19 protein-coding genes and 2 tRNA genes are annotated in these 25006 nt (G+C 71.4%); 6 read left to right on the plus strand and 15 right to left on the minus strand.

Features of this window, described 5'->3' with window-relative positions; genetic code table 11:
* The first annotated feature begins 90 nt into the window (after positions 1-90).
* On the plus strand, positions 91-1134 hold the full coding sequence (locus ABZS42_RS00800) for a hypothetical protein (protein ID WP_355141112.1): 1044 nt from the start codon (positions 91-93) through the stop codon (positions 1132-1134).
* 19 nt (positions 1135-1153) lie between these two features.
* The gene (locus ABZS42_RS00805; RefSeq protein ID WP_355141114.1) at positions 1154-3139 is read left to right on the plus strand and encodes a hypothetical protein; all 1986 of its coding nucleotides are present in this window, start codon (positions 1154-1156) and stop codon (positions 3137-3139) included.
* A 37-nt stretch (positions 3140-3176) separates the two neighbouring features.
* Here ABZS42_RS00805 and ABZS42_RS00810 read toward each other — a convergent pair whose 3' ends face one another.
* Entirely contained in the window at positions 3177-4010 is an 834-nt protein-coding gene (locus tag ABZS42_RS00810; RefSeq protein ID WP_355141116.1) for a phosphoribosylaminoimidazolesuccinocarboxamide synthase, read from the minus strand.
* Positions 4011-4178: 168 nt separating this feature from the next.
* Between ABZS42_RS00810 and ABZS42_RS00815 the strand changes: the two genes are divergently transcribed.
* The gene (locus ABZS42_RS00815) at positions 4179-5507 is read left to right on the plus strand and encodes an ABC transporter substrate-binding protein (RefSeq protein WP_355141118.1); all 1329 of its coding nucleotides are present in this window, start codon (positions 4179-4181) and stop codon (positions 5505-5507) included.
* A gap of 41 nt (positions 5508-5548) precedes the next feature.
* Here the strand turns inward: ABZS42_RS00815 and ABZS42_RS00820 are convergent, their stop codons facing one another.
* The 12 genes from ABZS42_RS00820 to ABZS42_RS00875 form a co-directional block, all read right to left on the minus strand.
* Positions 5549-5797, minus strand: a complete 249-nt coding sequence (locus tag ABZS42_RS00820) for a hypothetical protein (protein WP_355141120.1) — start codon at positions 5795-5797, stop codon at positions 5549-5551.
* Between the two features lie 92 nt (positions 5798-5889).
* The gene (locus ABZS42_RS00825) at positions 5890-6453 is read right to left on the minus strand and encodes a hypothetical protein (RefSeq protein ID WP_355141122.1); all 564 of its coding nucleotides are present in this window, start codon (positions 6451-6453) and stop codon (positions 5890-5892) included.
* Between the two features lie 120 nt (positions 6454-6573).
* Positions 6574-6647: transfer RNA gene (locus tag ABZS42_RS00830), tRNA-Met, on the minus strand.
* Positions 6648-6838: 191 nt separating this feature from the next.
* On the minus strand, positions 6839-8143 hold the full coding sequence (locus ABZS42_RS00835) for an SGNH/GDSL hydrolase family protein (protein WP_355141124.1): 1305 nt from the start codon (positions 8141-8143) through the stop codon (positions 6839-6841).
* Positions 8140-10551 carry a glycoside hydrolase N-terminal domain-containing protein gene (locus ABZS42_RS00840; RefSeq protein ID WP_355141126.1) on the minus strand — a complete coding sequence of 804 codons (2412 nt, stop codon included), beginning with the start codon at positions 10549-10551 and terminating at the stop codon, positions 8140-8142. The genes ABZS42_RS00835 and ABZS42_RS00840 overlap by 4 nt, the downstream gene beginning before the upstream one ends.
* Positions 10552-10668: 117 nt before the next feature.
* A complete protein-coding gene (locus ABZS42_RS00845; protein ID WP_355141128.1) occupies positions 10669-12504 on the minus strand; it encodes a carbohydrate-binding protein in 1836 nt (611 codons plus the stop codon).
* Positions 12505-12575: 71 nt separating this feature from the next.
* Positions 12576-13742 (minus strand): ROK family protein, encoded by a 1167-nt coding sequence (locus ABZS42_RS00850; RefSeq protein WP_355141130.1) that lies wholly within the window; start codon positions 13740-13742, stop codon positions 12576-12578.
* A gap of 252 nt (positions 13743-13994) precedes the next feature.
* Positions 13995-14068: transfer RNA gene (locus tag ABZS42_RS00855), tRNA-Met, on the minus strand.
* A 95-nt stretch (positions 14069-14163) separates the two neighbouring features.
* A complete protein-coding gene (locus ABZS42_RS00860) occupies positions 14164-15081 on the minus strand; it encodes a hypothetical protein (RefSeq protein WP_355141132.1) in 918 nt (305 codons plus the stop codon).
* Between the two features lies 1 nt (position 15082).
* A complete protein-coding gene (locus ABZS42_RS00865) occupies positions 15083-15589 on the minus strand; it encodes a SigE family RNA polymerase sigma factor (RefSeq protein WP_355141134.1) in 507 nt (168 codons plus the stop codon).
* Positions 15590-15753: 164 nt separating this feature from the next.
* Complete coding sequence (locus ABZS42_RS00870) at positions 15754-18771, minus strand: UPF0182 family protein (protein ID WP_355141355.1); 3018 nt, start codon at positions 18769-18771, stop codon at positions 15754-15756.
* Between the two features lie 175 nt (positions 18772-18946).
* The gene (locus ABZS42_RS00875; RefSeq protein WP_355141136.1) at positions 18947-19960 is read right to left on the minus strand and encodes a PDZ domain-containing protein; all 1014 of its coding nucleotides are present in this window, start codon (positions 19958-19960) and stop codon (positions 18947-18949) included.
* Between the two features lie 113 nt (positions 19961-20073).
* Between ABZS42_RS00875 and ABZS42_RS00880 the strand changes: the two genes are divergently transcribed.
* Complete coding sequence (locus ABZS42_RS00880; RefSeq protein WP_355141138.1) at positions 20074-21372, plus strand: zinc-dependent metalloprotease; 1299 nt, start codon at positions 20074-20076, stop codon at positions 21370-21372.
* 84 nt (positions 21373-21456) lie between these two features.
* On the opposite strand, the gene ABZS42_RS00885 is transcribed toward ABZS42_RS00880, so the two are convergent.
* Positions 21457-22065 carry a hypothetical protein gene (locus ABZS42_RS00885; RefSeq protein WP_355141140.1) on the minus strand — a complete coding sequence of 203 codons (609 nt, stop codon included), beginning with the start codon at positions 22063-22065 and terminating at the stop codon, positions 21457-21459.
* Between the two features lie 221 nt (positions 22066-22286).
* Positions 22287-22814, minus strand: coding sequence for a M48 family metallopeptidase (locus ABZS42_RS00890; RefSeq protein WP_355141142.1), 528 nt, complete (start codon positions 22812-22814; stop codon positions 22287-22289).
* A gap of 525 nt (positions 22815-23339) precedes the next feature.
* Here ABZS42_RS00890 and ABZS42_RS00895 point away from each other — a divergent pair.
* Together ABZS42_RS00895 and ABZS42_RS00900 are read left to right on the plus strand one after the other, a co-directional pair.
* Entirely contained in the window at positions 23340-23507 is a 168-nt protein-coding gene (locus ABZS42_RS00895; protein ID WP_007072829.1) for a DUF5679 domain-containing protein, read from the plus strand.
* Between the two features lie 238 nt (positions 23508-23745).
* Positions 23746-24798 carry a hypothetical protein gene (locus ABZS42_RS00900; RefSeq protein ID WP_355141144.1) on the plus strand — a complete coding sequence of 351 codons (1053 nt, stop codon included), beginning with the start codon at positions 23746-23748 and terminating at the stop codon, positions 24796-24798.
* The last annotated feature ends 208 nt before the right edge of the window (positions 24799-25006 follow it).

The raw sequence follows: 25006 nt of genomic DNA on the forward strand, positions 1-25006 counted from the left end.
CCGGTACCCACGGGTAGCCGGCAGAAGTTAGGCTGTGCATGGATCTGTGCACACTCGGGCGGGGGCCCGCCGCACCAGGGGGAGGGTCGGGTGTCGGAGGAGAATCCGTACCAGCGGGAGACTGATCTCAACACCCGCAAGGACTGGCTCGCCGACCAGAAGCCGGTCGACGTCGACATCGACGGCATGGTCGACTACGGCAAGAACATGGTCACCATCCGCGACAACCTGCAGAGCCACAGCGGCCAGTTGAATCTGCTGACCGAGTTGCCGGCCAGCGCCTGGGAGGGTGCGGTACTCCTCGAGGGGAAGTACATGAGGTCGCAGATGATGCAGAACTACGGCGAGCTGCGGCAATACATCACCTACCTGGGCACCGCGCTGACGAACACCGGCATGGCCGCGCAGACCATCGCCGACGCCTACTCCTCGACCGACGGCTGGTCGGCGGCTTCGCTGGACGCGGTGCGGTTCGCCTTCGGCGACGCGGACGCGCCGCGACCGCCGGGCCTGCCCCCCTTCGTCACCGGCAAGACCTTCTGGGACCAGTACTTCGAGAATCTGTCCGGTGAGGGCCAGGACGGAGCCGGGAACGAAGAGGGCGAGAAGAAGTTCACGGACACCGGCCAGCCGATCGTCAATCCCGACGGCAGCATCACCCACTCCTCCGTCGCCCCGGACGGCAGCGTCCAGCTGATGACCACGCAGATGCTGCCGGGCGGTGGAACGCTGGTCACGTACGTCACCAAGGACCCGTCCGGCAAGGTGATCAGCACCAGCAGCAGCAAGACCACCACGGTCGTGCGGGACAACTCAACGATCACCACGACCACCAACTACGACGCCCATGGCAAGCCGACCGGGGGCAGTCGGCAGACCGACACCTACGGCGGGGACGGAAGCCACAGTCAGACCGACGAGGAGTTGGGCGCCGACGGCAAGCCTTCCTCGAGGACCGTCGACCAGCAGAACGCTGACGGCACCCGGCAGGTCACCGAGACGGACGGCAAGGGCAAGGTCACCCAGGAGCTGCACACCGGGCAGGACACGCAGGGCGTGAGCACTTCCGATGCCCTCAACTCCCCGAGCAAGACCGCGCTTGAGGAGATCAAGCAGCACGACTACGGCATCTGAGCCAGGGAGGAAAGACGCCATGGCGGACTACTGGGGTGCCCGTGCGACCTACCCACTCGGTGGGCCCAGCGGGGAGGGCACCCGTTACGTCACTCCGCCACAGCAGACGGACCTGAAGTTCACCCCGCCCCCGTCCGACGAGGGCGGGGAGACGATCGAGGCCATCCGCGTACAGCTGATGGGACAGCACCCGGAGGACATCTCCGCGCTGGCCGACCAGTGGCAGAACGCCTACAACCTGCTGCACAGCATCCACCAGCAGCTGTTCAAGGCGAGCCAGGTCCTGCACGACGAGACCTGGAAGTCGCCGCAGGCGCGCGACGCCTTCCTGCAGGCCGGTCCGGGCAAGACCCTGGCCTACCTCGACGAGTGGATGGACGCCACGCTCAACAACGTCGCCGCGCTGCGGGCGATGGTGGGCATCGCCCACGACTCCCGCGCGGAGATGGACCGGCTCTGGACGGAATACCAGAACGCCATCAACGACGCCAAGAACGCCGACGGGTGGACACAGTTCTCCGAGGGCTTCAAGCAGGGCTTCACGCTGGGTCTCTACGACGGCGAGAAGGGGATCCAGGCGGCCGAGGCCGAGGCGGTCCAGGAGAAGCAGAAGGAGTACAACCGCAAGGCGCAGCAGTTGGCGCACCGGACGGCCAACGAGTACTTCGACACGATGAGCAAGGTGAGCGGCGGGCACGGCCCACCGTTCTTCCCGATGGACGCGGTGATCAACCCGGTGGGTCACCCGCCCTGGCGCGGCCCGACCGGGGTTCCGCCCACGGTGCGCCCGCCGGTCACGAAGCCACCGGTCACGAAGCCACCCGTCACGAAGCCACCGCAGGTCCGGGCGGTACCCAGGCCGACCGACCCGGCAGAGATCCAGAAGCAGATCCTGGAGAGGATGCAGCCACCACCGCCGGTGGTGACCCCGGCGCCGACGCCGAACGTGGCCCCACCACCGGTCGCGACGCCGCCCATGGTCGCGCATCCGCCGGGCGTGCCCCGGACCGGGCCGCCGGTGGCCAGTGGGCCCCGACCCAGCGTCGCGCGTCCACCGGGGCTCGACGGGTTGAACGCGGGCGAGCGGGGCGCAATGCGCAACGGGGTGATCCGCGGCGGTACGAATGCGCCGGTGGCGGAGCCGCCGCAGGCCTCGTTGCGGTCCCCCGGCGCAACCTCCGCCCCGCCGCCCGGTGGCGGCCGCGCGGCGCCGCCGAACGCGCTGCGCGGGCCGGGCGCCTCGGGAAAGGCCACCCCGCCGCCGGCCGGGGCCCGAGGCGGTCCCGCCCAGACTGGGGCTCCGCCGGCGTCGAGCACCCGTCGGCCGGGTGCGCCCGGCACGACGTCCGAGTCCACCACCGGCCGCACACCGGGCCGACCGGGGGCGCCCGGCGCCGAACAGTTCGCACCGCGCAACAACGCCACCACCCCACCCGTACTGCAGAACCGGCAGCCCACCAAGAGCCGGCCCGGGACGGCACGTCCGTCGGACGGGCTCGGCAGCTCGACGCCGACCCGCCCCGGCACGTCCCCATCGGTGCTGGGCAGCTCGGCCAAGGGCGGCAGCACGCCCCCGGCCACGCCGGCCCGGTCCCGGCGGGACCAGGACCGTACGGCCCGGCCGGTACAGGCCGGCGGCGAGTGGCTGGGTGACGGGCAGCCGGAAGGTGTCGCGCCGATCCTCGACGCGCCGCTCGCGCCGCCCAGCGGCGCGCGGGTGTCCCGACTGGAGGAGGTGCCGAGCAGCCTGCGAGGCCGCCCGGCGGCGAGCGCCCAGCCGCGACCGGCCCGCGGTGGCCGGGCCGTGCCCCCGGAGCTGGCGCCACGGCGAACCAGCAACGCCAACCCCGCGCCGGCACAGCAGCGCGACCAGGACGAGCAGACGATCGTCACGGACGAGCAGGCGTTCAGCGTGGAGACCCCGGGCGGCGGTGTCGTCGGCCGGCAGGCGGAGGACCGCTCGTACCGGGCGGAGCCGAAGACCGCGCTCGGCGGCGGCAACTGAGTGACGCGTTCCCGGCCGGTGCGCCGGCCGGGAACGCTCAGTCCCAGCTGTTACCCGTGAGCTTCTCGTAGACCTCGACGTAGCGGGCCCGGGTAGCCTCGACCACCTCGATCGGCACCTCCGGCGCGGGCGCCTGCTTGTTCCAGCCGCCGCTGGTGGCCCAGTCCCGCACGTACTGTTTGTCGTAGGAGAACTGCACCCGGCCCGGCTGGTACGACTCGGCCGGCCAGAACCGGGAGGAGTCCGAGGTGAGCAGCTCGTCGCCGAGGAGCAGGCTGCCGTCCGGCGCCCAGCCCAGCTCGAGCTTGGTGTCGGCGATGAGGATGCCTCGCTCGGCGGCGATCTCGGCGCCACGCCGGTAGACGTCGACAGTGATCTGGCGCAGCCGCTCGGCGACCGACTCGCCGACCTCGGCCACCACGTCCGCGTACGTGATCGGCTCGTCGTGCTCGCCGGCCGGCGCCTTCGTGGACGGCGTGAAGATCGGCTCGGGGAGGATCGAGGCTTCGACCAGGCCGCGGGGCAGCGGGACACCGGAGACCGCTCCGGTGCGCTCGTACTCCCTGAGCCCGCCGCCGGTGAGGTACCCGCGGGCGACGCACTCGACGGGCAGCATCTCCAGCCGCCGGCAGCGGATCGCCCGGCCGGCGAACTCGGCCGGCACGTCGGTGGCCGAGATGACGTGGTTCGGTACCAGATCCGACAGCTGCCCGAACCACCATAGCGAAAGCGCGGTGAGCAGCTTGCCCTTGTCGGGGATGGGCGTCGGCAGCACCACGTCGTAGATCGAGATCCGGTCGGAGGCGACCAGGATCAGGTCGTCGCCGTCGGCGTAGACGTCCCGAACCTTGCCCGAATGCAGAAGTTCCACGCGGCCAAGTACACCATGCGGCCCGCGTACGGCGGTGAGGGTGGCCGCGCGAATCGATGCGTACCCCCGTGGTTTGTGCGGGCTCTGCCCGGACGGCCGTTGACACCCCCGGACGGTCCCTGCGTGAATGGGCAGACCGTCCCCAGCAACTCGTCCCGGGAGTCCTGTGTGCCCGTTTTCCGACCGCCGCTACCCGTAGCCGACCCCGGCCGGCGTCGCATGCTCGCCGCGCTACTGGGTGCGCCGCTGCTCGCGGCCGGCGACCTCACGGGCTGTAGTTCCGGGCCGGCGACGGCACCGACCCGGGACGGGCCGGTCGAGTTGTCGGTCTTCTGGTGGGGCGGGCCGGAGCGCGCGAAGCTGACCGAGCAGGCGCTGCGCCTCTACAGCGAGCACAACCCACGGGTGAGTTTCCGGATCACCTGGCAGAGCCTGGACGGCTACTACGGGCGGCTGGCCACCCAGGCCGGCGGCGGCAACGTGCCCGACCTGATCCAGCTCGACGACAGCGTCCTGACCGAGTACGCCGAACGGGAGATCATCCTCGATCTCACCGACCACGTCGCGGACAACCGGCTCGATCTACGTAACCTCCCGGAGGGGTTGGCCCGGTACGGCCAGGTGGCAGGCCGGACGATGGCGGTTGCCGCCGGGCAGACGGCCGCGGCTGTGATCTTCAATCGGGACCTACTGCGCGAGCTGCGGATCCCCGAGCCGCGTGCGGGAATGATCTGGGAGGAGTACGTCGACTGGGCCGGGCAGGTCACGAAGTCGAGCGACGGCCGGGTGGCCGGCACCATGGACCCGTCCGGCGACTACCGGGCCCTGTGGCTGTGGCTACGGGGGCGGGGCGGGGAGTTCTACCGCGGCCGGCAGCTCGCCTTCGGTGTGGACGAGCTGGTCGGCTGGTTCGAGCTGTGGCGCCGGGCGCGCGCCGCGCGAGCCACCCCGAGCGCGGTACTGGTCGAGCAGGCCGACAGTGGTGAGCCGGCCCAACAGCTCGTCGTGTCCGGGCTGACCGCCGCGTCCTTCGCCTGGTCGCATCAGCTTCCCGAGTTGCAACGCCTCACCCGGGCCGAGCTGGGACTGACGGCCTTCCCCGGTTCGCTCACCAGCCAGTGGCCACGGGCCTCGATGTACTGGGCGGTCTTTCGCGGCAGCCGGGACCCCGAGACGGCGACAGACGTGATCAACTTTCTGACCACCGATGTCGCGGCCGGTGCCATCCTCGGGCACGAGCGCGGCCTCACCCCGAGCCAGACCGTCCGGCGGGCCATCGAAGGCAGCATCACCGATCCGGGGCAGCGGCGAGCCGCGGCCCTCGGTGACCTCCTGGGTGCCAGCCCCGGCTCCGCCCCGCCACCACCTCCGAGGGGGCATGCCCGGGTCCGTTCCCTCCTGGTCGCGGCCGCCGAGAGCGTCCGTTCCGGCGACAGCGGCGTCCGCGCGGCGGCGAGCCGCTTCCTGGCCCAGGCCAACGCCGCGTTGACCAGCTGACCCGGTGCGGCCGGGCCGTCGGCCGGGCCGCGACTTCACCGTCAACGCGGCGGGCCGCCGCGACGGTTGCGCGTCAGGCGCAGCAGCAGAAGGACGATCACCACGACGACCACGAGACAGCAGAGCAGGCTCACGAAGCCGAAGCCGCCCCGTGAACGCCGCCGCGCGGCCTCCACCACCAGCTCGCCCGTCCCGGTCGACGCCCACGCCGCCACCGGTACGAACACCGAGAGCACCACCGCACCGAGGACCGCGCCGAGGCGGCCCCACCACTTGCCGAAAGAAGACATGCTGACATCCTCGCCGAGGACCGCAACCACGGCAGATCAGACATCCGGCGAGGCCCCAGGTCGTGCCGGGGATTCGGGCCCGCACCCCACCGTCAGCGGCAGGAGAGGCCGTCGAAGTCCGCCTCGTCGGCGCGAGTCATCTCGAACGTCACCGGCGGCGAGTCGGACCCGGTGGCCGCGGCATCGCCGTTGAGCACGATCAGCGAGGTGTTGATCCGCACCAGGTCGCCGTCCCACTCCCCGTGGAGTTCGTTCAGGCGCGGGCCCGGGCCGTCGACTCCGGAGCGGGTGCGCAGGGCGAATCGGGTCCCGCGATAGTTGCGGGCGTCCCCCCACAGTTCGTAGGTCTCGATCTGCCCCGCGTCGCAGACCTTGGCGGCACCCTCCATGCCCGGACAGTCGCCGCAGCGGTCGGTGGCGCTCGGGCGGTCGTCGGTCAGGTGCAGCACGATCCTCCGGTCGTCGCTCGGACCGTACGGCACCGTCCCCTGCCAGTAGCCGGTGAGGGCCGGGCGGCCCGGCAGGGAGAGAGCCCACGGATTCGCGGCCCAGTGCAGCCCGTACACGACGCCGACACCGACGACGATCAGCGCGATGAACAGGGCGAGGAAGCGCGGCTTGTTGGCCTTGCGACGCCCCTGCGGTCGGGCTGCCATCCGGATCTCCCTGGGGTTGCCCACACGGTACGCGCGTCACCCTCGTCCCGCCGCCCCGCACGTGGCCCCGGATACGAACAACCCGGTGCCCCTGCCGGGACACCGGGTTGTTCGCTCTCGTAGCGGGGACAGGATTTGAACCTGCGACCTCTGGGTTATGAGCCCAGCGAGCTACCGAGCTGCTCCACCCCGCGTCGGCAAGAACAACTCTACCCCATCCTCCTTGGGCCTGTTCGGCGGGCCTGCGATTCGCTCGAAGGTCCACGGAAACAGCCCGCCACCTGCGAAAACAGCCCCGAGGGGTGGTTGACCCCTCCGTCGCGCCCACCCGTCAGATCGGCCTGGCCGTCGCGTCAGCCCGACCACCGTCCTCGCCGGCGGAGCTTCAACGGTCGCACCTCAGGGCGGCCAGGTCGACCGCATCCGCCATCGCCTGCATGCCCTTGTCGTTGGGGTGGAGGTGGTCCCCGCCGTCGAAGAACGGCAGCATCCGCTGCGGGTCGTACGGGCTGCGGGTGATCCTGTCGAAGTCGACGACCGCGTCGAATTCGCCGCCCCGCCGGATCCAGTCGTTGACGGCCTGGCGCACCGCCTCGCCCGCGTCGTCGTACTCGGACCAGCCCTTGAACGGCGTGACCGTCGCGCCGACGACGCACCTGCCCGACGCGTGCACCCGCTCGATGATCTCCCGGTAGCCGGCGATCAGGTCATCCGCCGTCACACCGGAGTGCGCCTTGATGTCGTTGATCCCCTCGAACAGGAACACCGTGCCGACCCCGGGATGCGAGAGCACGTCCCGGTCCAACCGGCGCAGGGCGGCCTCACCGGCGCCGTCCGCGAGCACCTTGTTGCCCGAGACACCCTCGTTGGCCACGCCCTTCACCGTGCTGTCCGGCGTTGCCCGGAGTCGCCGGGCGAGATGGTCGGGCCAGCGACGGTTCTCGTCCTGGGTGGAGGCCCAGCCGTCGGTGATGGAGTCGCCGAGGACCGCCACCGCGCTGATCTCGGCGGTGGTCTGCACGGTGACGGCGTCCAGCCAGTACCAGGAGCTGATCCGATCGGTCCAGTTGGTCGCCGCCTCCTCCGCGGTGTGGTCGCCCTCGGCCGCGTACGACGTCTGCATCGCCATGCCGTGCCCGGTCGTCGACCCCTGGGCACCCGTCACGTACAGGCTCACGACCAGGTCGGCCTGTGCGGCCAGTTTTCCGGGCAACGGATCGCTGTACACGGTCGCGCCCGCCGGCACGACGACGGAGGCCTGCCCACCGAACGTCAGTCGCCGATTGCTGCCCCGCACCAGCTCCGCGCCCTGCCGCCGCAGCCCCGCGTAGGCGCTCGTGAAGGTCACCGGGTGCTCACCGAAGGCGTTGGTCAGGCGGACGCGCGCGTTCGACCCGCCGACGCTGGTGCGTACGACCAGCCGGTAGCTGCGGTCGGCGGGTCCGGCGCCCTGCCGGTCGGCGCTGGCGCCCCACGTGATCACGGAGTGCCCGTCCGCCGGAGCGCTCGGCGCCCGGACCGGGGTGGCGACCGCTGCCGCCTGCGACGTGCCAGCCGGAGCCGGCGGCCGGGCCTGTGCCACGGGCGCGCTGGTGAGGGGTACGCAGACCAGGGCGAACACCGACGCGGCAGCCAGCGAACGGCGGCGTCGGCGACCCCGTCGGGGGTGGTGGCTCTCCCGGGCCGTCATTGGAAGCTCCGCAGCGTGACCGACTCGCCCGGCCGGAGCGTGACCTGTCGCGAGCGGCCACCCGCGAGCACCGTGGTGGCGCGACCGCCGACGCTGGTCACGGTCGCCCGGGTGACGATGCCGTTCTTCCAGCTGACGTCGACGACGAACCCACCACGTACGCCCACTCCGGAGACGGAACCGGAGGCCGCCCAGGCGGCGGGCAGCGCGGGCAGCAGCTCGACGTGGCCCGGTCGCGAGTAGACCAGCATCTCGACGATGGCGGCGGGGGTGCCGAGGTTCGCGTCGATCTGGAAGATCCCGCGTCCCGGGTTAGTCTCGTAGATGTCGAAGAGGTTCATCGCCGTGCCGTTGCTGCCGTTCCTCGACGGCTTCAAGTTGTTGACCAGCAGCTGGTACGCCTTCTCCGCGTCCTTCAGCCGGGCCCAGCACAGGCTCCGCCACGCGTTGGCCCAGCCGTAGCTGTTCACGCCGCGTGCGGTGAGCAGCGCCGTCGCTCCGCCGACGATCTCCGCCGGCGTGGAGTCGTCGGGGCGGATCCGGTCACCGGGAAATAGGCCGACGAGCGGGGACAGGTGCCGGTGGGTGGTCTCCCCGAGGTTGTCCGGTGACATCCACTCCTGGAGCCACCCCGTGGTCGGGCTGACCTCGGGCAGGTACAGGCGCCTGCGCAGAGCGTCGACGGTCTCACCGTGGCCGGTGTCCCGGCCGAGCAGCTGGGTCGCCGTGCGGTAGTTCCCGAACAGGTTCCACACCAGTTCCTGGGCGTAGGTATTGCCCCTGGTGTCCTGCGGACCGTGCTCGGGTGACCAGTCGCTGTCGGCGACCAGCACCTCCCGGGCGACACCCGCCGCGTCGGTGACGGTCACGGTGACGAGCCGGGTCTCCCAGAACTCGACGGCGCCCTTGAGCAGCGGGTAGATCTTCGCCAGGTAGACCCGGTCCTGGACGTACTCGTAGTGCTCGAAGAGGTTCTGGCAGAGCCAGGCGTTCCCGGCCGGATGCCACCACCATCCGCTGCCGCCGTAGGGGTTGGTGGAGAAGGCCACCGCCCAACCGGCGACCCTGCCGCTGGAGTTGCGGAACCGGTTGGTCGGGGTGTTGAAGAGCCGCCGGGTGACGTCCGTCCAGGCGGGCAGCTGCGCGACGCAGTAGTCGGCGAGGGCGTCGAAGCAGTCGGAGAGGCCGGCACGGTCGGCCAGCCAGTAGCTCATCTGGATGTTGATGTCGGTGTGGTAGTCGCCCATCCAGTCCGGGTCGTTGCCGTCCAGCCACGGTCCCTGCAGGCCCATCGGGAGGCCGCCCCGCGACCCGGAGATCGTCAGGTAGCGCCCGAACTGCAGGTACGCGGCCTCCAGCTCGGGGTCGGGAACGTTGTCCCGCCAGCGCGCCTCCAGCCGGCCCCACGTGTCCAGCTCGCGTTGCGCCGCCGTGGACCTACCGAGGTCGAGGTCGAACCGCTCGAAGAGCGGGCGGAAGTCGGCGACGTGGGTGTACAGCAGGTCGCGGACGGACTCGCGGACCGCGGCCAGGACCTTCGTCCGGGCGAGGCGCTCGGGATCGACCGACGGGTCGCGGAACCCGGCGGCCGCGTCCGGGACGTAGTTGGTGCCACCGCTGAAGACGACCGTCAGGTCCCGGCAGTTCGTGAAGGAGATCGAGGTGCCGTCGAGCGTGACCTTCCCGCTGCTGCTGTACGCGGTGACCGCGGCGCCGTACTTCAGCCCGTTCGCGAAGGAGGCGCCGAACGACGCGTACCGGCCGGCTGCGGTGGTCGCCTCGCCGTGGGTGCCGGCCAGCGAGACGGTGCCGGTGTAGCTGCCGTGTCCCTCCCGGGTGAAGTGCAGCACGATGACGTCGTCCGGGCGGCTGGCGAAGATCTGCCGCCGGTAGCTGACGCCGTCGATCTCGTACGTGCTGCCGATCAGACCCTGGGCCAGGTCGAGCGTACGGCGGTAGTTGTCGACGACGCCCAGGTCGTGCTCGGGGATGTCGACGGTGAGCGTTCCCAGCAGCGTCAACGAGCCGAAGTCGTCCCGACCGTAGGGGAACTGCCCGTCGCTCTGCAGCGTGTCGTTGAGGCCGCCCGTCCAGAGGGTAGCGTCGCTGATCGTCAGGAGTTCACGGGCGGGGCCGTTGCTCGCGAGCGCTCCGAGACGCCCGTTCCCGACCGGCAACCCCTGCTCGATCATTGAGTTGGCGGAGCCGGGCGCCAGCCACCAGAGCTGGTTGCGCGCCGCGTCCCTCGGGGAGAGCAGCGGAGATTCGGTGGGGCGCCGGGGCGCTGCCGAGGCGGCGAACGTCGGCAGGCCGCCCAGTGCGGTGGCCACTCCGGACGCGGCGGCCAGGGCCAGGAAGCCGCGACGGCTCGGACGGATGTCGCGCGACTGGTTGTTCCGGATATCCATGTCGGTACTCCAACTGGGCGATCGACGGATGCGCGGGTCAGGACGGGACGGCGGCAGGTGTCGCGGCCGAACGGGAGGCGGGGCCCGACCGTCGGCGATCGGGCCCCGCGTGCCGGCTCAAGGGGTCTGCGGCACCTCGATCCGGTCGATGTCCGGCGCGTACCAGTCGGCACTGTCGAAGGTGACCGTGTTGGTGCCCGCCTTCAGGGCGAGCTGGACGCTGACGGTCTCGACCGTGCCCCAGTCACCGGTGGAGGGGAACTTGAGGCTGGTGCCGTTGCCGTCGTTGGAGTAGACGGTCACCGAACGGGCGTCGCCGCTGACGTACGCCACGTTGATCGTGTAGATCCCCGCCCTCTTCACCGTGACGCCGTTGATCTGCACCTTGCCGCCGAGGTAGAGGTTGCCCACCTTCTGGCCGCCCGAGCAGCCGTCGCAACTGGCGACCGAGGCGTTGCCGCTCAGGGTGTTCGTCGACGCCTCGGCCTCGTAGCTCGTGGTGACCAGCTCGGCGCCACCGGGACGGACGGTGAACAGCCGCGAGCCGTGCGCGGGCAACGTCGCGGTGAGCCTGTTCCGGTACGTGCCGAGGTTTCTCCTGTTCCACAGGTCGCGTACGGAGGCATTGCCGGTGAACCCGAGGGACGCCCAGTCGGCGGTCACGGCCGCCGGCGCGTCGGCGAGGTTGAACAGGGCCACCGCCCAGCTGCCGTCGGGGTTGCGCGTACCCCAGACCTGCTGGTCGCCGGCCGGGGTGAGCGGACGGGCCGGCGGGCCGCCGTTCTGGTCGACCGCGATGACCTCGCGGTTGGTCAGCAGTGAGAGCCCGTACTCGTCGAGGCGGGTGAGGTCGTCGCCGGTGTAGAGGGGAGACTTCGAGATGGCCCACAAGGTCACGTACGTCTGCCGCTCGGCCTTGGTGAGGCCGTCCATGTCGCCGTTGCCGACGTTCAGCGAGTCGAGGTCGTTCCAGCCGCCGGGGCCGGCCTTCCGGCTCCAGGCCGGCGCGTCGTCGAACCGGTCGTCGACCGAGTTCTCCCAGGTGACCAGGGTGTTGCAATAGCACTCGACGTCGGTGTCGATACGCCAGCCGTTGGAGTAGCGCTGCCAGTCGGCGGCGTGGCCGATGTCCAGCGACCAGGAGAGTTCGAGGTGGATCGGGCGGCCGGTGGCGGCGATGGCCCGCTGCCAGGCGGCCACGTCGGCGACGTTGTCGTAGTTGTCGCCGGACTTGAACGAGCCCGGTCCGACACCGTCGAGCTTGAGGAAGTCGTACCCCCAGTCGGCGAACATCTGCGCTTGGGAGTCGATGTACCGCTCGGTGCAGGGGTTGGCGAAGTTCAGCTTGTAGGCGCTGTCCCAGCCGTTGGTGGTACGCAGGTCCGGGTAGACGATGTCGGCCGTGGTGCAGCCCGGCGCGTTCCAGATGGGCGCTGCGCCGTCGGCGTACGCCTCCTTTTCCAGGCCGACGGGCAGGTAGATGCCGGCCTTCAACCCCTTGGCGTGGATGTCGTCGGCGACTGCCTTCATGCCGCGCGGGAAGCGGGACGGTTCGGGCGTCTGCCGGGCGTACTCGTCGAACCTCGGCTTCCACGCGAAGTCACGCCACCAGCCGGCGTCGATGTTCACGTACTCGTAGCCGTACGGCTTCAGCTTGCGGGCCAGCGCGTCGGCCTGCTTCAGCACGTTCGACTCGGTCAGGTAGCTGTAGTCGCCGTCGGGGTTCAGGCCCGGGTACTTCGAGGACTGCATGCTCCAACTGGTCCACCCCAGGTAGGGGCGGGCCGCGACACCGGTGTGGACAGCGGTTGCCGCCACGCCACCGGACACCGCGGCCGGCTGCGCGTCAGGGGCGGCCTGTGCCGGGACGGCGCCCGCGCCGAGCGTCCCGGCCAGTGCCGCTGCCACGACGGCCACGCCGGCGCGGCGCCGGGCACCTCTGCTGGTTCTCATCATCAACCTCCTGGTGGCGGGTGGTGCCGGCGTCGGCGTGACCGGCCGGGGGCCGGACCGGCGCCGAGGGGTCAGGGAAGGACGAGGGACTGGATGCTCACCGCGGCCGCGCCGCGGGCCCACTCCTCGAAGGGCAGCGGACGGATGGTGAGCGGACAACGTGCGGCCGCGCCGAAGGCCTGGCGTTCGAAGCTCGTCCGGATGGGCGCGTCGAACAGGTCGTACGCGGCCAGCCCTTCACCGGACACGACGATCCGGGTCGGGCCCACGAGGTTCGCCACGGCAGCGATGCCGCAGCCGATAGCGTTGCCGGCCCGGGTGAAGACCTCGCGGAGCACCTCGTGGCCGCCGCGGGCCAGGCTGACCGCCTCGTCGAGGGTGAGGTCCGGATGGCCGGCCCGTTCCCGGGCCTGCGCCACGATGGCGTCCGTGCCGGCGATCGACTCGACGCAGCCGCGCCCTCCACAGTGGCAGTCGGGGCCGGTCGCGTCGACGACGACGTGGCCGATCTCGCCTGCCACGCCGTACGCGCCGGAGACCAGCCGCCCGTTGACCACCAGACCGCAGCCGATGCCGGTGCCGACGGTGACGAGGGCGAACGACTCGGCGCCAACCCCTTCGCCGAACCAGTGCTCGGCGGCGGTGAGCGCCTTCACGTCGTTCTCGACGGTGACGGTGAGACCGGTGAGCCGGGCCGCGCGTTCGCCCAGCGGCACGTCCCGCCAGTGCAGGAACGGTGAGTAGCGGACCAGGCCGGTGGTGTGGTCCACGTCGCCGGAGACGGACAGCCCGAGCCGACGGATGCGGCGGTGGTGCTCGGGCAGCGTGTCGAGCAGTCCGTCGACCAGCCGGCCGACCTCGGCGAGCACCGAGTCGACGTCCGGGTCGGTTAGCGGCCGGCGGGCGGTGGCCCGCACCTGGGCGCAGAGGTCACAGATCACGCCGATCAGCTCGTCAGCAGTGATCTTGACACCGACGAAGAACTCGCGGTCGGCCCGGACGGCCAGTGGGCTGGCCGGACGTCCGGCACCGGGACCGGTGCGCTCCGTCGCGGCCAACTCGTGCAGGTAACCCAGTTCGATGAGCGGACGGGCCGCCTTGGTCACGGCGGCGGAGGAGAGCCCGAGCCGGCGGGCGAGGCCGACCCTGCTGACGGGGCCCTCGGTCAGCACCGTCGTGAAGACCGCCGTCGCCGCCGGCGGCCCCGCGGGCGATCCCGTGTCGCTGCCAGGAAACATGCCCGAAAGCCTAGGCAAATATTTAACTTCTTCAAGTATTGAATCTGGCGGGTGGCCGCCCTACAGTTCGCAGCGCCTGTGGACGCCGGGAGGCCACGGCCGATCGAGTCCCGGGCCGAGGCCGGCGTCGTGGTCGCACCCCGGGACACAGCGCCGCCCGCCAAATGCGCCGCCCGCCCAACGCGCGGCCCGCCAAATGCAGTCGAGCCCGCCCCCGAGAACAGGGACGGGCTCGATCTGATGTTTCTCTCGTAGCGGGGACAGGATTTGAACCTGCGACCTCTGGGTTATGAGCCCAGCGAGCTACCGAGCTGCTCCACCCCGCGTCGGCTCGATAACCGTAGCGCACGCCCCCCGTCCACCGCAAAACGACGCGGTCGAGCCGGAGGGCCGGTGCCGAAGCACCGGCCCTCCGGACTGGTCAGTCCAGCCAGGTCAAGATGGCCCGTTCCGCACGCCGGCTGTAGTCGTCCACCTGCCGCCGGTCGCTGGACATACCCTCCCAGCCCGTCTCCCAGAGCACCGTCACCACGTCGCCGATCCGGATCACCCGGATCAGCCGCCGGTACTCGGCCTCCGCCGGCCCGCCCTCCTCCCAGGCCGGTTCGCGCACCTCGATGAGGGCCGCCTCGTCGCCGAAGTCGCCGCCGGGGAGCAGCCGGTGCCGGTTGGACCGGCCCGGTACGACTTCCTGCTCCGGGCACTCCCGCACCGCCCGGCGCAGGTCGGCCATCCAGTCATCGGCACGTCCGGATCGGTGAATGGAGATGGAGTTCCGGTAGGCGCCGTACGGCGCCGCCCCCTCCGGAAAATCCGGGGTCAGGTGATAAGTGAGCACGCGACTGCGGGTCTGCACCGCCCGACCATCGAGGTCCGCCTTGCAGAAGTCCGGCAGAACCTCGCCTCCCTTCTCGAAGAAGGGCGGTGCCGCCATGGTCGACTCGGGCTGGGTGAAGAAGGCCCGGTCCGGGATCGAGGTCGGCGTACGCGGGTCCCCCGTGCCGCTGCTCGTCGCGGGCGGCCGGCCGGTCGGCGTCGCCCCCGACGACGGAGTGGCCGGCGACGGGGCTGCCGGCGACGAGGTGACCGCCGACGGCGACGGGCTTGGCGCGATCACCGTCGGCACCGGCGGGCCGCCCGGTGGGCCGACCGTGCTCCGATCGGCTGCCAGAACCAGCCGGGTGCCGGTGGCCGCGCCGGCGACCAGCACGGCCACCAGGAACAATCCCCCGGCCGCCCGCACCCGGGCCCGCCGGTCGGTTCGCCGGCGCAACTCGCCCGGCCCGTCCAGCGGACGGCCATCGGCGTCCGCGGCGAGCGATCGATAGAAATCGGACACGTCACGCCACATCATTGGCCTCCAGTTCCTCGGATACGCCGGGCAACAGCGCGGCCAGGCGCACCCGCCCCCGGGACAGCCAGGACTTCACGGTGCCGACCGGCACCTGCATCTCCCGAGCGATCTCCTCCACCGACAGGTCGACGAGGTAGTGCAGCGCGAGCGCCTGCCGCTGCGCGGCCGGCAGCTGACGCAGCGCGTCGAGCAGCAGTACGCCGTCCTCGCCGGGTGGTTGCACCACCTCCGGTGGGCCGCTGCGGATGAGCGCGGCCCGCCAGCCGTGGAGCCGGCGCCAGCGGTCCGTGGCCAGCCGCGCGACGACCAGCCGCAGCCACGCCTCCGGCGCCGGGTGGACCGACATCTGCCCCCACTGCCGCCAGGCCCGGGCGTACGCCTCCTGCACCAGGTCCTGCGCCTCGGTGTAGTCACCCGCGACCGCGTAGCCGTACCGGAGCATCCGCCGCGACGTGCCTCGATAGAAGTCGTCGAAACTGTCCGCGTCCCTCATCTCGCCACCACGCTCCCCCCACATTCACGCCCCGTATGCAGACAGGACGATCGGGGGGTGCAGACGGTTGCAGTCAGTGATGGGTCGGAGAGACGACAGAGCCCCCGGACACCGGGACCGGAGTAGGTCCGCGGGCCGGGGGCCGGGTTGTCGTGCCGCGCGGGTCAGCCGCCCGAGGGCGCGCTGCCGTTCGGTGACGGTGGCGGGCTGCTGCCGCCAGGCGTCGGGGTTCCGCTCGGCGTCGGAGTGGCAGCCGGCGTACCAGCCGTCTGCGTGGTCTGCGCCTGAGCCGCCTCGAACGCCTTCATCGCGTCGTCCAGCGCCTTGAGCGCCCGCCCGTACCGCTCGAAGTCACCGGACGTCTGGGCGGCGCGAACCTCGGCGATGGCCGTCTGCACCCGGTCCGCCGCAGCGGCGAGCTCACCGGTGAGCGGCGGCGTGTCGCCGCCGGTGGGCGGTGGCACGGACGGGTTGTCTCCGGTGGGCGGAGTGGGCGTGTCCTCCGCGGCCCGCTTGCCCTGCTCGACGAGCTGCTTGATGCCGTCGGACAGGCTGTTCGCCAGCGCCACGAACGAACTGCCGTCACCGTAGGAGACGAGCACCCGCTGCAACTGCGGGAAGGCGTCCTGGTTGTTGCTCTTCACGTAGACCGGCTCGACGTACAGCATCCCGTTGCCGAACGGGAGGGAGAGCAGGTTGCCGTACAACACCTGGGCCTGACCCGAGGCGGCGAGCAGGTTGAGCTGCTGCCGGATGTCACCGTTGTTGGTCATCTGCTGATGCACCTGCACCGGCCCGGAGATCCGGGTCTGGTCCGGCAGCTCCAGCACCTCCAGCCGGGGCTCGCCGTCGACGTACGACCCGGAGATCAACGCGGCGAGGTTCTCCCGCTTGTTCGGGGTGACCGCCGAGGTGAGCTGGAATCGGGTCCCCTCCTGCCCGGGGAACTGGGTGAAGAGGTAGTACGGCGGCTGCTTCTGCCCGCTGTCCGGAGCGTCCGGCACGTTCGGCACCTGCCAGAAGTCCTGCGCGGAGTAGAAGTCGCCCGGGTTGGTGACGTGGAACTTGGTGAGCAGATTGCGCTGCACTTTGAACATGTCCACCGGGTAGCGGAAGTGCTCGGCCAGCTCGACCGGGATGTCCTTCTTCGGCAGCACCAGGTCACCGCCGAACGCCTTGTTCCAGGCCTTGAGCACCGGGTCGTTCTCGTCGAACTCGTAGAGCCGGACGGTGCCGTCGTACGCGTCCACCGTCGCCTTGACCGAGTTGCGGATGTAGTTGACGTTCTCCCGGGCCAGCTGGAAGGTGCCCCGACCGGTCAGCTCGTCGGTGGTCTCCTCGCGCAGGTTGACCCGCTGGGAGTACGGGTAGCTCGCCGACGTGGTGTAGCCGTCGACGATCCACTGGACCCGGCCGTCCACCACCGCCGGGTACGGGTCACCGTCGATCGTCAGGAACGGGGCGACCTTCTCGACCCGATCCCGCGGATTGCGGACGTAGAGCAGCTTCGAGCCGTCGTTGACCGCGCCGGAGAGCAGGAAGTTCGACTCCTGCTCCTTGATCGCGTAGAGCAGCCGCCGGGCGAACGAACCGATTTCCACGCCGCCGGTGCCGGTGTACGTGTAGAACTCACCGCCGCCCTCGCCGACCGGCCGATCGAACTCGGCCTTCTTGCTCGGGTCGGTCTGGCCGACGATCGCGTAGTCGTCCTCGCCCATCCGCTCGCCGTAGTAGATCCGCGGCTGGTCGGCCGGGATCTGCTCGGTTTGCGAGGCGCACCCCTGCCCGGCCTTGTCGCCGAGGAACCCGGAGACGAAGAACGGCTGGCCGCTGCACACCTGGTTGGCCGGCGCGGCCACCAGCCCGTAGCCGTGCGTGTACACGGTGTGCCGGTTGATCCAGGTGTTCTGCTGGTCGGTCAGCTCGCCATAGTTGATCTCCCGGACGCCGACCACGTAGTCCGAGGTCTTGCCGTTGACCCCATACCTGTCGATGTCCAGCTTCGGACCGAAGTCGTAGAAGCCGCGCACCTGCTGGAGCTGGGTGTACGTCTCGCTGACCAGCTGCGGGTCGAGCAGCCGGATGTTCGGCACCACCGAGGTGTCGGTGGCCAGGCTGGCCGGCGGGGTGAGATTGTTCGCCGCGTACGCCGTGGTCTTGGTGTCCCCGAGGTCGAACGCGGTCCGGGTCGCCTGGATGCCGCGCTCGATGTACGGCGCCTCCTTCTCCTTGGCGCTCGGCTTCACCTCGAACGTCTGCACCGCCCACGGGTAGATGCCGCCGATGGCGACCGCGGACACGCCGAGCAGGGCGAGCGAGATGCCCGGCCAGACCAGGTTCCGCATCCAGGCGTTGGAGAAGATGATGATCGCGATGGCCACCACGATCGAGATGTAGGCCAGGATCTCCTTCGCCGGCAGCAGCGCGTTGACGTCGGCGTAGCCGGCACCGTAGAGCTTGGCGCCCTCGTTGTACTCGAGCAGCATCGCCCGCCGGTCCAGCACGTACGCGATCGCCTTGAGCGCCACGAAGATCGCGACCAGCGTGCTCAGGTGGGCGCGGGCGGCGTTGGTCATCCGGTCACCCACGCCCTGCAACCGGACGCCGCCGAAGATGTAGTGCATGGCGAGCGCGCCGACCACGGACAGCACCACCGCGGTGAAGCCGACACCGAGCAGGTAGCGGTAGAACGGCAGCTGGAAGACGTAGAACCCGACGTCGATGCCGAACTCCGGGTCCTTGACGCCGAAGTCGCCGCCGTTGCGGAAGAGCATCCACTGGTTCCACCGGCCCTGCGCGGAGAGACCGGCGAAGAGGCCGACGATCACGGCGATGATCGCGATCCAGGTGCCGAGCCGCGGGGTGAGCGCCATCCGGTAGCGCTCCAGCGTCGCCTGCTCGACCGAGTGCGGGCGTAGCCGGGGACGCAGCCGGTAGGCCAGCCAGAGGTTGCTGCCGATGACCAACGCCATGGCGAGGCCGATCACCAGGAAGAGCAGCAGCCGCGTGACGAGCACACCGGTGAAGACCTCGGTGTAGTTGACCTCGTCGAACCACAACCAGTCCGTCCAGGCCCGCACGCCCCAGCCGAGCAGGGTGAAGAGCGCGAACACCCCGACCAGGACGGCGATCGTGACGCGACCGCGCCGACTCATCCTCGGCAGAGGGCTGCCGCTTCGCATGACCACTGTTGGCTCCGCACGCTCGATTGATCGGCTCCGACCAGGCACCCAGAGTACGGGGTGTTCCTGAACGCGGCGCCCCATGGTCGCGTCGTGCCGGTCGCGGCGCCCGCGCGACCCGCCGCGGACGCCGAGCGAGGCCCGGGTCGGCGGCGGCGCTGCCGACCCGGGACGGTCAGCAGCGGGTCGGCTGACCGCCGGCGCGCAACGTCTCGAGCGCGGTGAGCGCCTCGTCCAACGACCCCACCCTGATCAGCGGCAGGTCGGGTTGCGGATTCCGGACCGCCTCGGCGCAGTTGTCGGCCGGCACCAGGAAGACCTTGGCCCCCGCGTGCTTCGCGCCGACCAGCTTCTGCGCGATCCCGCCGATCGGGCCGACCTTCCCCTCGTCGTCGATGGTGCCGGTGCCCGCGATCACGATGCCGCCGGTCAGGTCGGCCGGAGTCAGCTTGTCCACGATGCCGAGGGCGAACATCAGGCCGGCACTCGGCCCGCCGATGTCCTCCAGGTCGATGCTGAGGCTGAACGGATGCGGCTGCTTCTGCTCGATCTCGACGCCGATCCGTGGGCTGCCGTCCTGCTCACGGCTCGTGATCCGCGCGGTGGCCGGCACGCCGTCGCGGGTGTAGCCGATGGTCAGCGTGCTGCCCGCCGGCTTGGCACGGATCAGCTCGGTGAGCCGGACGGCGACCGGCACCGGCTGACCGTCGACCGAGGTCAGCACGTCACCGGGCTTGAGCATGCCGGCGGACGGGCCACCGCCGGTCACCGCCTTCACCACCACCTGCACCGGGAAGCCCAGTTCCCGCAGCGCGGCGGTCTCGGCGCTGGTCTGCGAGGCCTCGAAGTCCTCGGCGTTGCGCTGCTCGACCTGCTGCTGCGACTCCCCCGGCGGGTAGATCAGCTCCCGCGGCACCACCGCCTCGTCCTTGGAGAACCAGCCGGCGATGGCCGAGCGGAGCTTCACCGACGGCTGGACGCCGACCGTGGTGAGCCGCAGCTGCCCGGCCGAGGTGGAGGTCGCCCGGCCGGAGACCTGGATGACCTCCTTGCCGTTCTCCGCGCCGAGCGTGTTGACCGTCGGTCCGGGGCCGAGCACCACGTACGGGATCGGCGCGCCGAGCACCCCGATGCTGAGCAGGGCGGTGAGCAGGGCACCGAGCAGGACGGTCAGGCCGCGACGTCTCATGCGGCAGAGCGTACCGACCGCTCCGGGCCGACCCGGCGCTGCGCGGGCGACTTCGCCCTCAGCGCAACGCCAGCGGCGCTACCTGGGGGCGCGGCGCGCGTACCGTAGACGTCGTGCCTGATATTCCGTTCGGTTTCGCGCTACCGGGTGGGCAACCACCAGACCCCAACGACCCCGCGCAGATGCAGCAGTTCATGTCGCAGTTGCAGCACCTGCTCTCCACGTCGGGCAGCGGGCCGGTCAACTGGGACCTCGCCCGGCAGGTGGCCGCCAGCCAGCTCGCCGCCGCTGGCGACCCGGCGGTCTCGCCGTACGAGCGCAACGCCGTGGAGGAGGCCCTGCGCCTGGCCGACCTCTGGCTCGAGCCCGCCTCGGCCTTGCCCTCCGGCATCCAGACCTCGATGGCCTGGAACCGCAACGAGTGGATCTACAAGACCCTGGACGTGTGGCGGAAGCTCTGCGACCCGGTGGCCAGCCGAATGGTCGGCGCGATGGGTGACCTGGTGCCGCCGGAGGCCCGCGCCCAGCTCGGCCCGATGCAGTCGATGGTCGCCACCCTCGGTGGCGCCCTCTTCGGGGGCCAGTTGGGTCAGGCGCTCGGCTCGCTCGCGGCCGAGGTGCTCTCCGCCGGCGACATCGGGCTGCCGCTCGGCCCGGCCGGCACCGCCGCGCTCATTCCCGCCAACATCAAGGCGTACGGCGAGGGCCTGGAGCTGCCGGAGGATGAGGTACGCCTCTACGTGGCCCTGCGCGAGGCCGCCCACCAGCGGCTCTTCCAGCACGTCCCGTGGCTGCGCGGGCACGTGCTCAACGCCGTCGAGACGTACGCCGCAGGCATCCGGGTCAACCGGGAGGCGATCGAGGAGGCGATGGGTCGGGTCGACCCGACCGACCCGGAGTCGATGCAGGCGATCGCCCTGGAGGGCATCTTCACTCCGGAGGACAGCCCGGCGCAGAAGGCGTCGCTGGCTCGGCTGGAGACCGCGCTGGCCCTGGTCGAGGGTTGGGTGTGCCATGTGGTGGACAGCGCCGCCGGTGGCCGGCTGCCGGACGTCGTACGCCTCGCCGAGGCGTTCCGCCGTCGCCGCGCTGCCGGGGGGCCCGCCGAGCAGACGTTCGCGGCTCTGGTCGGCCTGGAACTGCGCCCGCGCCGGCTGCGTGAGGCGGCAGCGCTCTGGGCGGCACTCACCGAGCATCGCGGCATCGCCGGGCGGGACGCCCTCTGGGGCCACCCCGACCTGCTCCCCTCCGAGGACGACTTCGCCGACCCGGTGGCGTTCGCGATGGCCGAGTTCGACGTCATCGGCGAGCTGGAGAACTTCGACTTCACCGCTCCCGGCGGGCCGCACGAGGAGACGCCCGGCGAGTCGCAGCGGCGCGACGACGAGGGCGACGACGACACCCGTTCCTGACCCTCCCGTCAGCCGGCTACCGACGCGAGCGTGATCAAGAGCTTTGCGTCATCCGGATGCGGCTCGGTGACCCAAAGCTCTTGATCACGCGGGCAGCCCTGGGGTGGGGGAGAGCAGGGCGCGGGTGGCTTCCCAGCCCTCGACGGCCGGGTCGAGGGCGGCCAGGTCGGCGGGCCCGCGCAGCCGGCGCCAGGCCGGCGTCACCGCGAGGTCGCCGGGCCGGGGTGCGGCCGCGCGCACGGCTGACGGCGGCGTCTCGTCCAGGTCCACGGGGGGCAACCACGAGGGTACGGGCAGCCGCGCGGCGACCCCGAGCAGACCTGGGCCACCCTCGGCGGGGGCGACCGCGACCGGGCGACTGGTCAACGGGCGAAGCAGCTTTCCGATGGTCAGCCCGGGCAGGTCGGGGGCGTCGGCGGCGATCACGGCCGCCTGGTCGTAGCCGGACAGTGCCGCGAACACCGCGCTCGGCGTCGGCTCCGGCACCTCGTACACGGCCGTGTCCGGCCAGGTCACGGCGTCGGCGACCGCCCGGTCGGCGGGGGTGACCGCGACGGCGGTGTCCACCTCGGTCAGCATGGCGAGCAGGTCGACGGTGTCCTCGGCGAGCGCCGTGCGCCACCGCACCGGGTCGACGCCCGGCGGCGCCCACGTCACGGGCCCGAGCAGGGCCACCACCAGCCGCCGTACCATTCCCCGACCCTAACGCCGCACCCCGTCGACGCCCACCCGGGCCGCGCCTGCAGAACCCGCCGGACGCTGCTTTCCGGGAGCAAGAGTCGCGCAACTTCAACGAAGTAGTGGCTTCAACGTCCGCCCGAGGCCACTACTTCCGGGATGGTGCGCGATCTTGGCGTGCGAAGGTGGGCAAGGAACGGGGGACGGGACGGTTGGGCGGTTCCCGGCGAGGGCGGTCAGTCGGTCAGCGCGGGCACGGCGGCGGCGATGCCCTCGAGGTAGCCGCGGGCCCGCTCCGACTTCGGGTAGCGGGCGACCAACGCCCAGAAGGCGGCGTTGTGGCTCGGCACGATGAGGTGCGCCAGCTCGTGCAACAAGACGTAGTCGATCACCCAGTCCGGCATCTCCTGCACCCGGTGGGAGATGCGGATCGTCCGGTCAGCGGGAGTGCAGGAGCCCCAGCGGCCGTTCTGGTTGGTCACCCACCGGACACTGGCCGGGACGGCCCGCGTGCCGTAGTCGGAGAGGTAGGCGTCCATCAGCCGGGTGGCCCGGGCGATCAGCTCGGCATCGGATCGGGCCAGTCGCCCCTCACGGGCGGCGAGTCGGGCGAGCATGCGGTCGACCCACTCGCTCTCCTCGGCCCGGGAGAACTGGTCGGGAATCAGGACGACGACCCGCTCACCGTCGCGGTACGCGGACACCGTACGTCGTCGGCGCTGGCTGCGCCGTACCTCGACGACCGGCTTGCGCGCCCCTGCCATCACAGACCCGCGCAGCCTCGATTTGCTGCCACGAAGGAAAGCTACTGCCTAGTGACCAGGGGTACGCAAGGGTCAACCCCTCGACACGCGTCCAGAAGATGGTGATTGGTCGCCAGGAGTCCTGAAAAATTTCTGGTCGGCGTGTCGAGACACACCCCGTAACCCTTCGTGGCGAAGCCCGGCCCCGCCACCTGGGAAGAGCGCCGGCCACGCCCACGGTAAGTGATCAAGCGGCTCGCCCACCCCACGGGGGCGCCCCGAAGGGGCGTCTGTGGCGGTTCGGTCGGCGTGTCCCCGCCAAACTGACTTATCCGACGTTATTCGCCGTGCACACTCTCGTGGTCGGCTTCCTCACAGTGTCGACGCGCAGCTGACATGGAACTGCCCAGACCTGGGTAGGGTCCGCGGACCAGCGGCCACGTGGGTGGCCGCTGGAGTTAGACCCAGCGCGGCGCCTCTCACGGCCCGCCGCCGGGAACCCCGCCGGAACCGGTAGCGGCCGGCGGACGAGACGAGGAGGGCACCGTGGCCGACCAGGCCCAGACCTACAACGGTTACTGCGTCAAGTGCAAGGAGAAGCGGGACTTCGAGGGACACATCGAGGTCTCGAAGACCGGGATGAACATGGCCAAGGGCAAGTGTCCGGTGTGCGGCACAACAGTGAACCGCATCCTGGGCAAGGCCAAGGTCTGACCGGTTCGGCAACGGGCGGGGCGCGACTCTGATGGTCGCGCCCCGCCCGTCTCTGCCGGGCAGGACCCGGCCGGCGGGAGTACCGAGCCGCCCGGTGGAACGCCGTGTCGGGTGGCCGACAGCACGCCACCACGCCTGTGGATAACTCAGGACCTCCTGTGGACAGCCCTGGACAGGGCGCTCCGCACCTGTGGACAACGATCGACGTAGCGCATGGATGCGGTCACGATTCGTTGCCATGAGTCGCGTCCCCCTCCCCCGTCCCACGCTGCTTCCCGGCCTAACCAGGCTGTGGCGCGACCGGCACACCCTCCAGCTCGGGGTCGGGCCGGAGCGCGCCGTCCTGCTCGAGATCGCCGACCCGCGGGCCGCCCGACTGCTCGACCTGCTCGACGGCACGCGCAGCGAGCGCGGCGTGCTGAGCCACCCGCTCACCACCGACGTCGGCGCCGAACCGGCCCGTACCCTCATCGAAGCCCTGCGCGCCGCCGGTCTGCTCGTACCGGGACACACCCTGCTGCCGCGCGACCTGGCCGGACCGACGCGGGCCCGGCTCGGCGCGGAGGCCGGTGCGCTCGCGCTCGCCGCCGCCCGGCTACCGGCCACTCCGGCCCAGGTGCTCCGCCGCCGACTGGCCGCCCGGGTGCTGGTGACCGGGACCGGCCCGCTCGGCGCCGCGGTGGCCGTGGCGCTCGCCCAGGCCGGCGTCGGACAGGTCACCGCGGAGCTCAGCGGCCCGGTGCGCCCGGCCGACCTGGCCGGCGCCGGCATCCCCGCCGCGGACCTCGGGCGGCCGCTCGCCGCCGCCGTACGGGAGGCGTTCGCCCGGGCCGCCCCCGGTTCCGCCGGCTCCACCGGCCGGCGCGGCCGAGCAGACCTGGTGGTGCAGCTCGGCATCGACCGCCCGGCCGCTCTGCTCGCCGCCGGATACGCCCAGCGCCGCCAACCGCACCTGCTGATCACCCTCCAGGAGGGCGTGCCGGTGATCGGGCCGCTGGTGCGTCCGCCGGCCGGCCCGTGCCTGAACTGTGTCGACCTGCACCGCACCGACCGGGATCCGGACTGGCCTCGGCTCGCCGCCCAGCTCGCCGGCGCGGAATCGCTCCCCGCGGGCGCCACCGCGACCCTGCTCGTCGCGGCCGGGTTCGCCACCGCGGAGGCGCTGGCCCAGCTCGACGGGGGCACGCCGGAGACGGTGGGCGCGGCGGTGGAGGTCACCGCCGCCGGCCGGTTGCGGCGGCGGGGCTGGCCACCCCACCCCTCCTGCCGATGCTCACGGGGCGGCCGTTGAGAGATCGCCGGCGAGCCCGGGGTGAGCGATGCGGAGTCCGGGTGGCGATCCGGCGAGGCGTCGTCCGCCGGCCTCGCCGCAGCCGCCGCGGGGCATCGCGGCACTCTCTCAGGCCCGCTGACATGCCCACTGATGCCCCATGTCCGACCTGACGTCCGGAACGAACGACGGGTGACGAGGCGCTCAGCAGCCGCGCGCCCGCTGAGTC

Source organism: Micromonospora sp. NPDC005367 (assembly GCF_040606825.1).
Lineage (GTDB): Bacteria > Actinomycetota > Actinomycetes > Mycobacteriales > Micromonosporaceae > Micromonospora.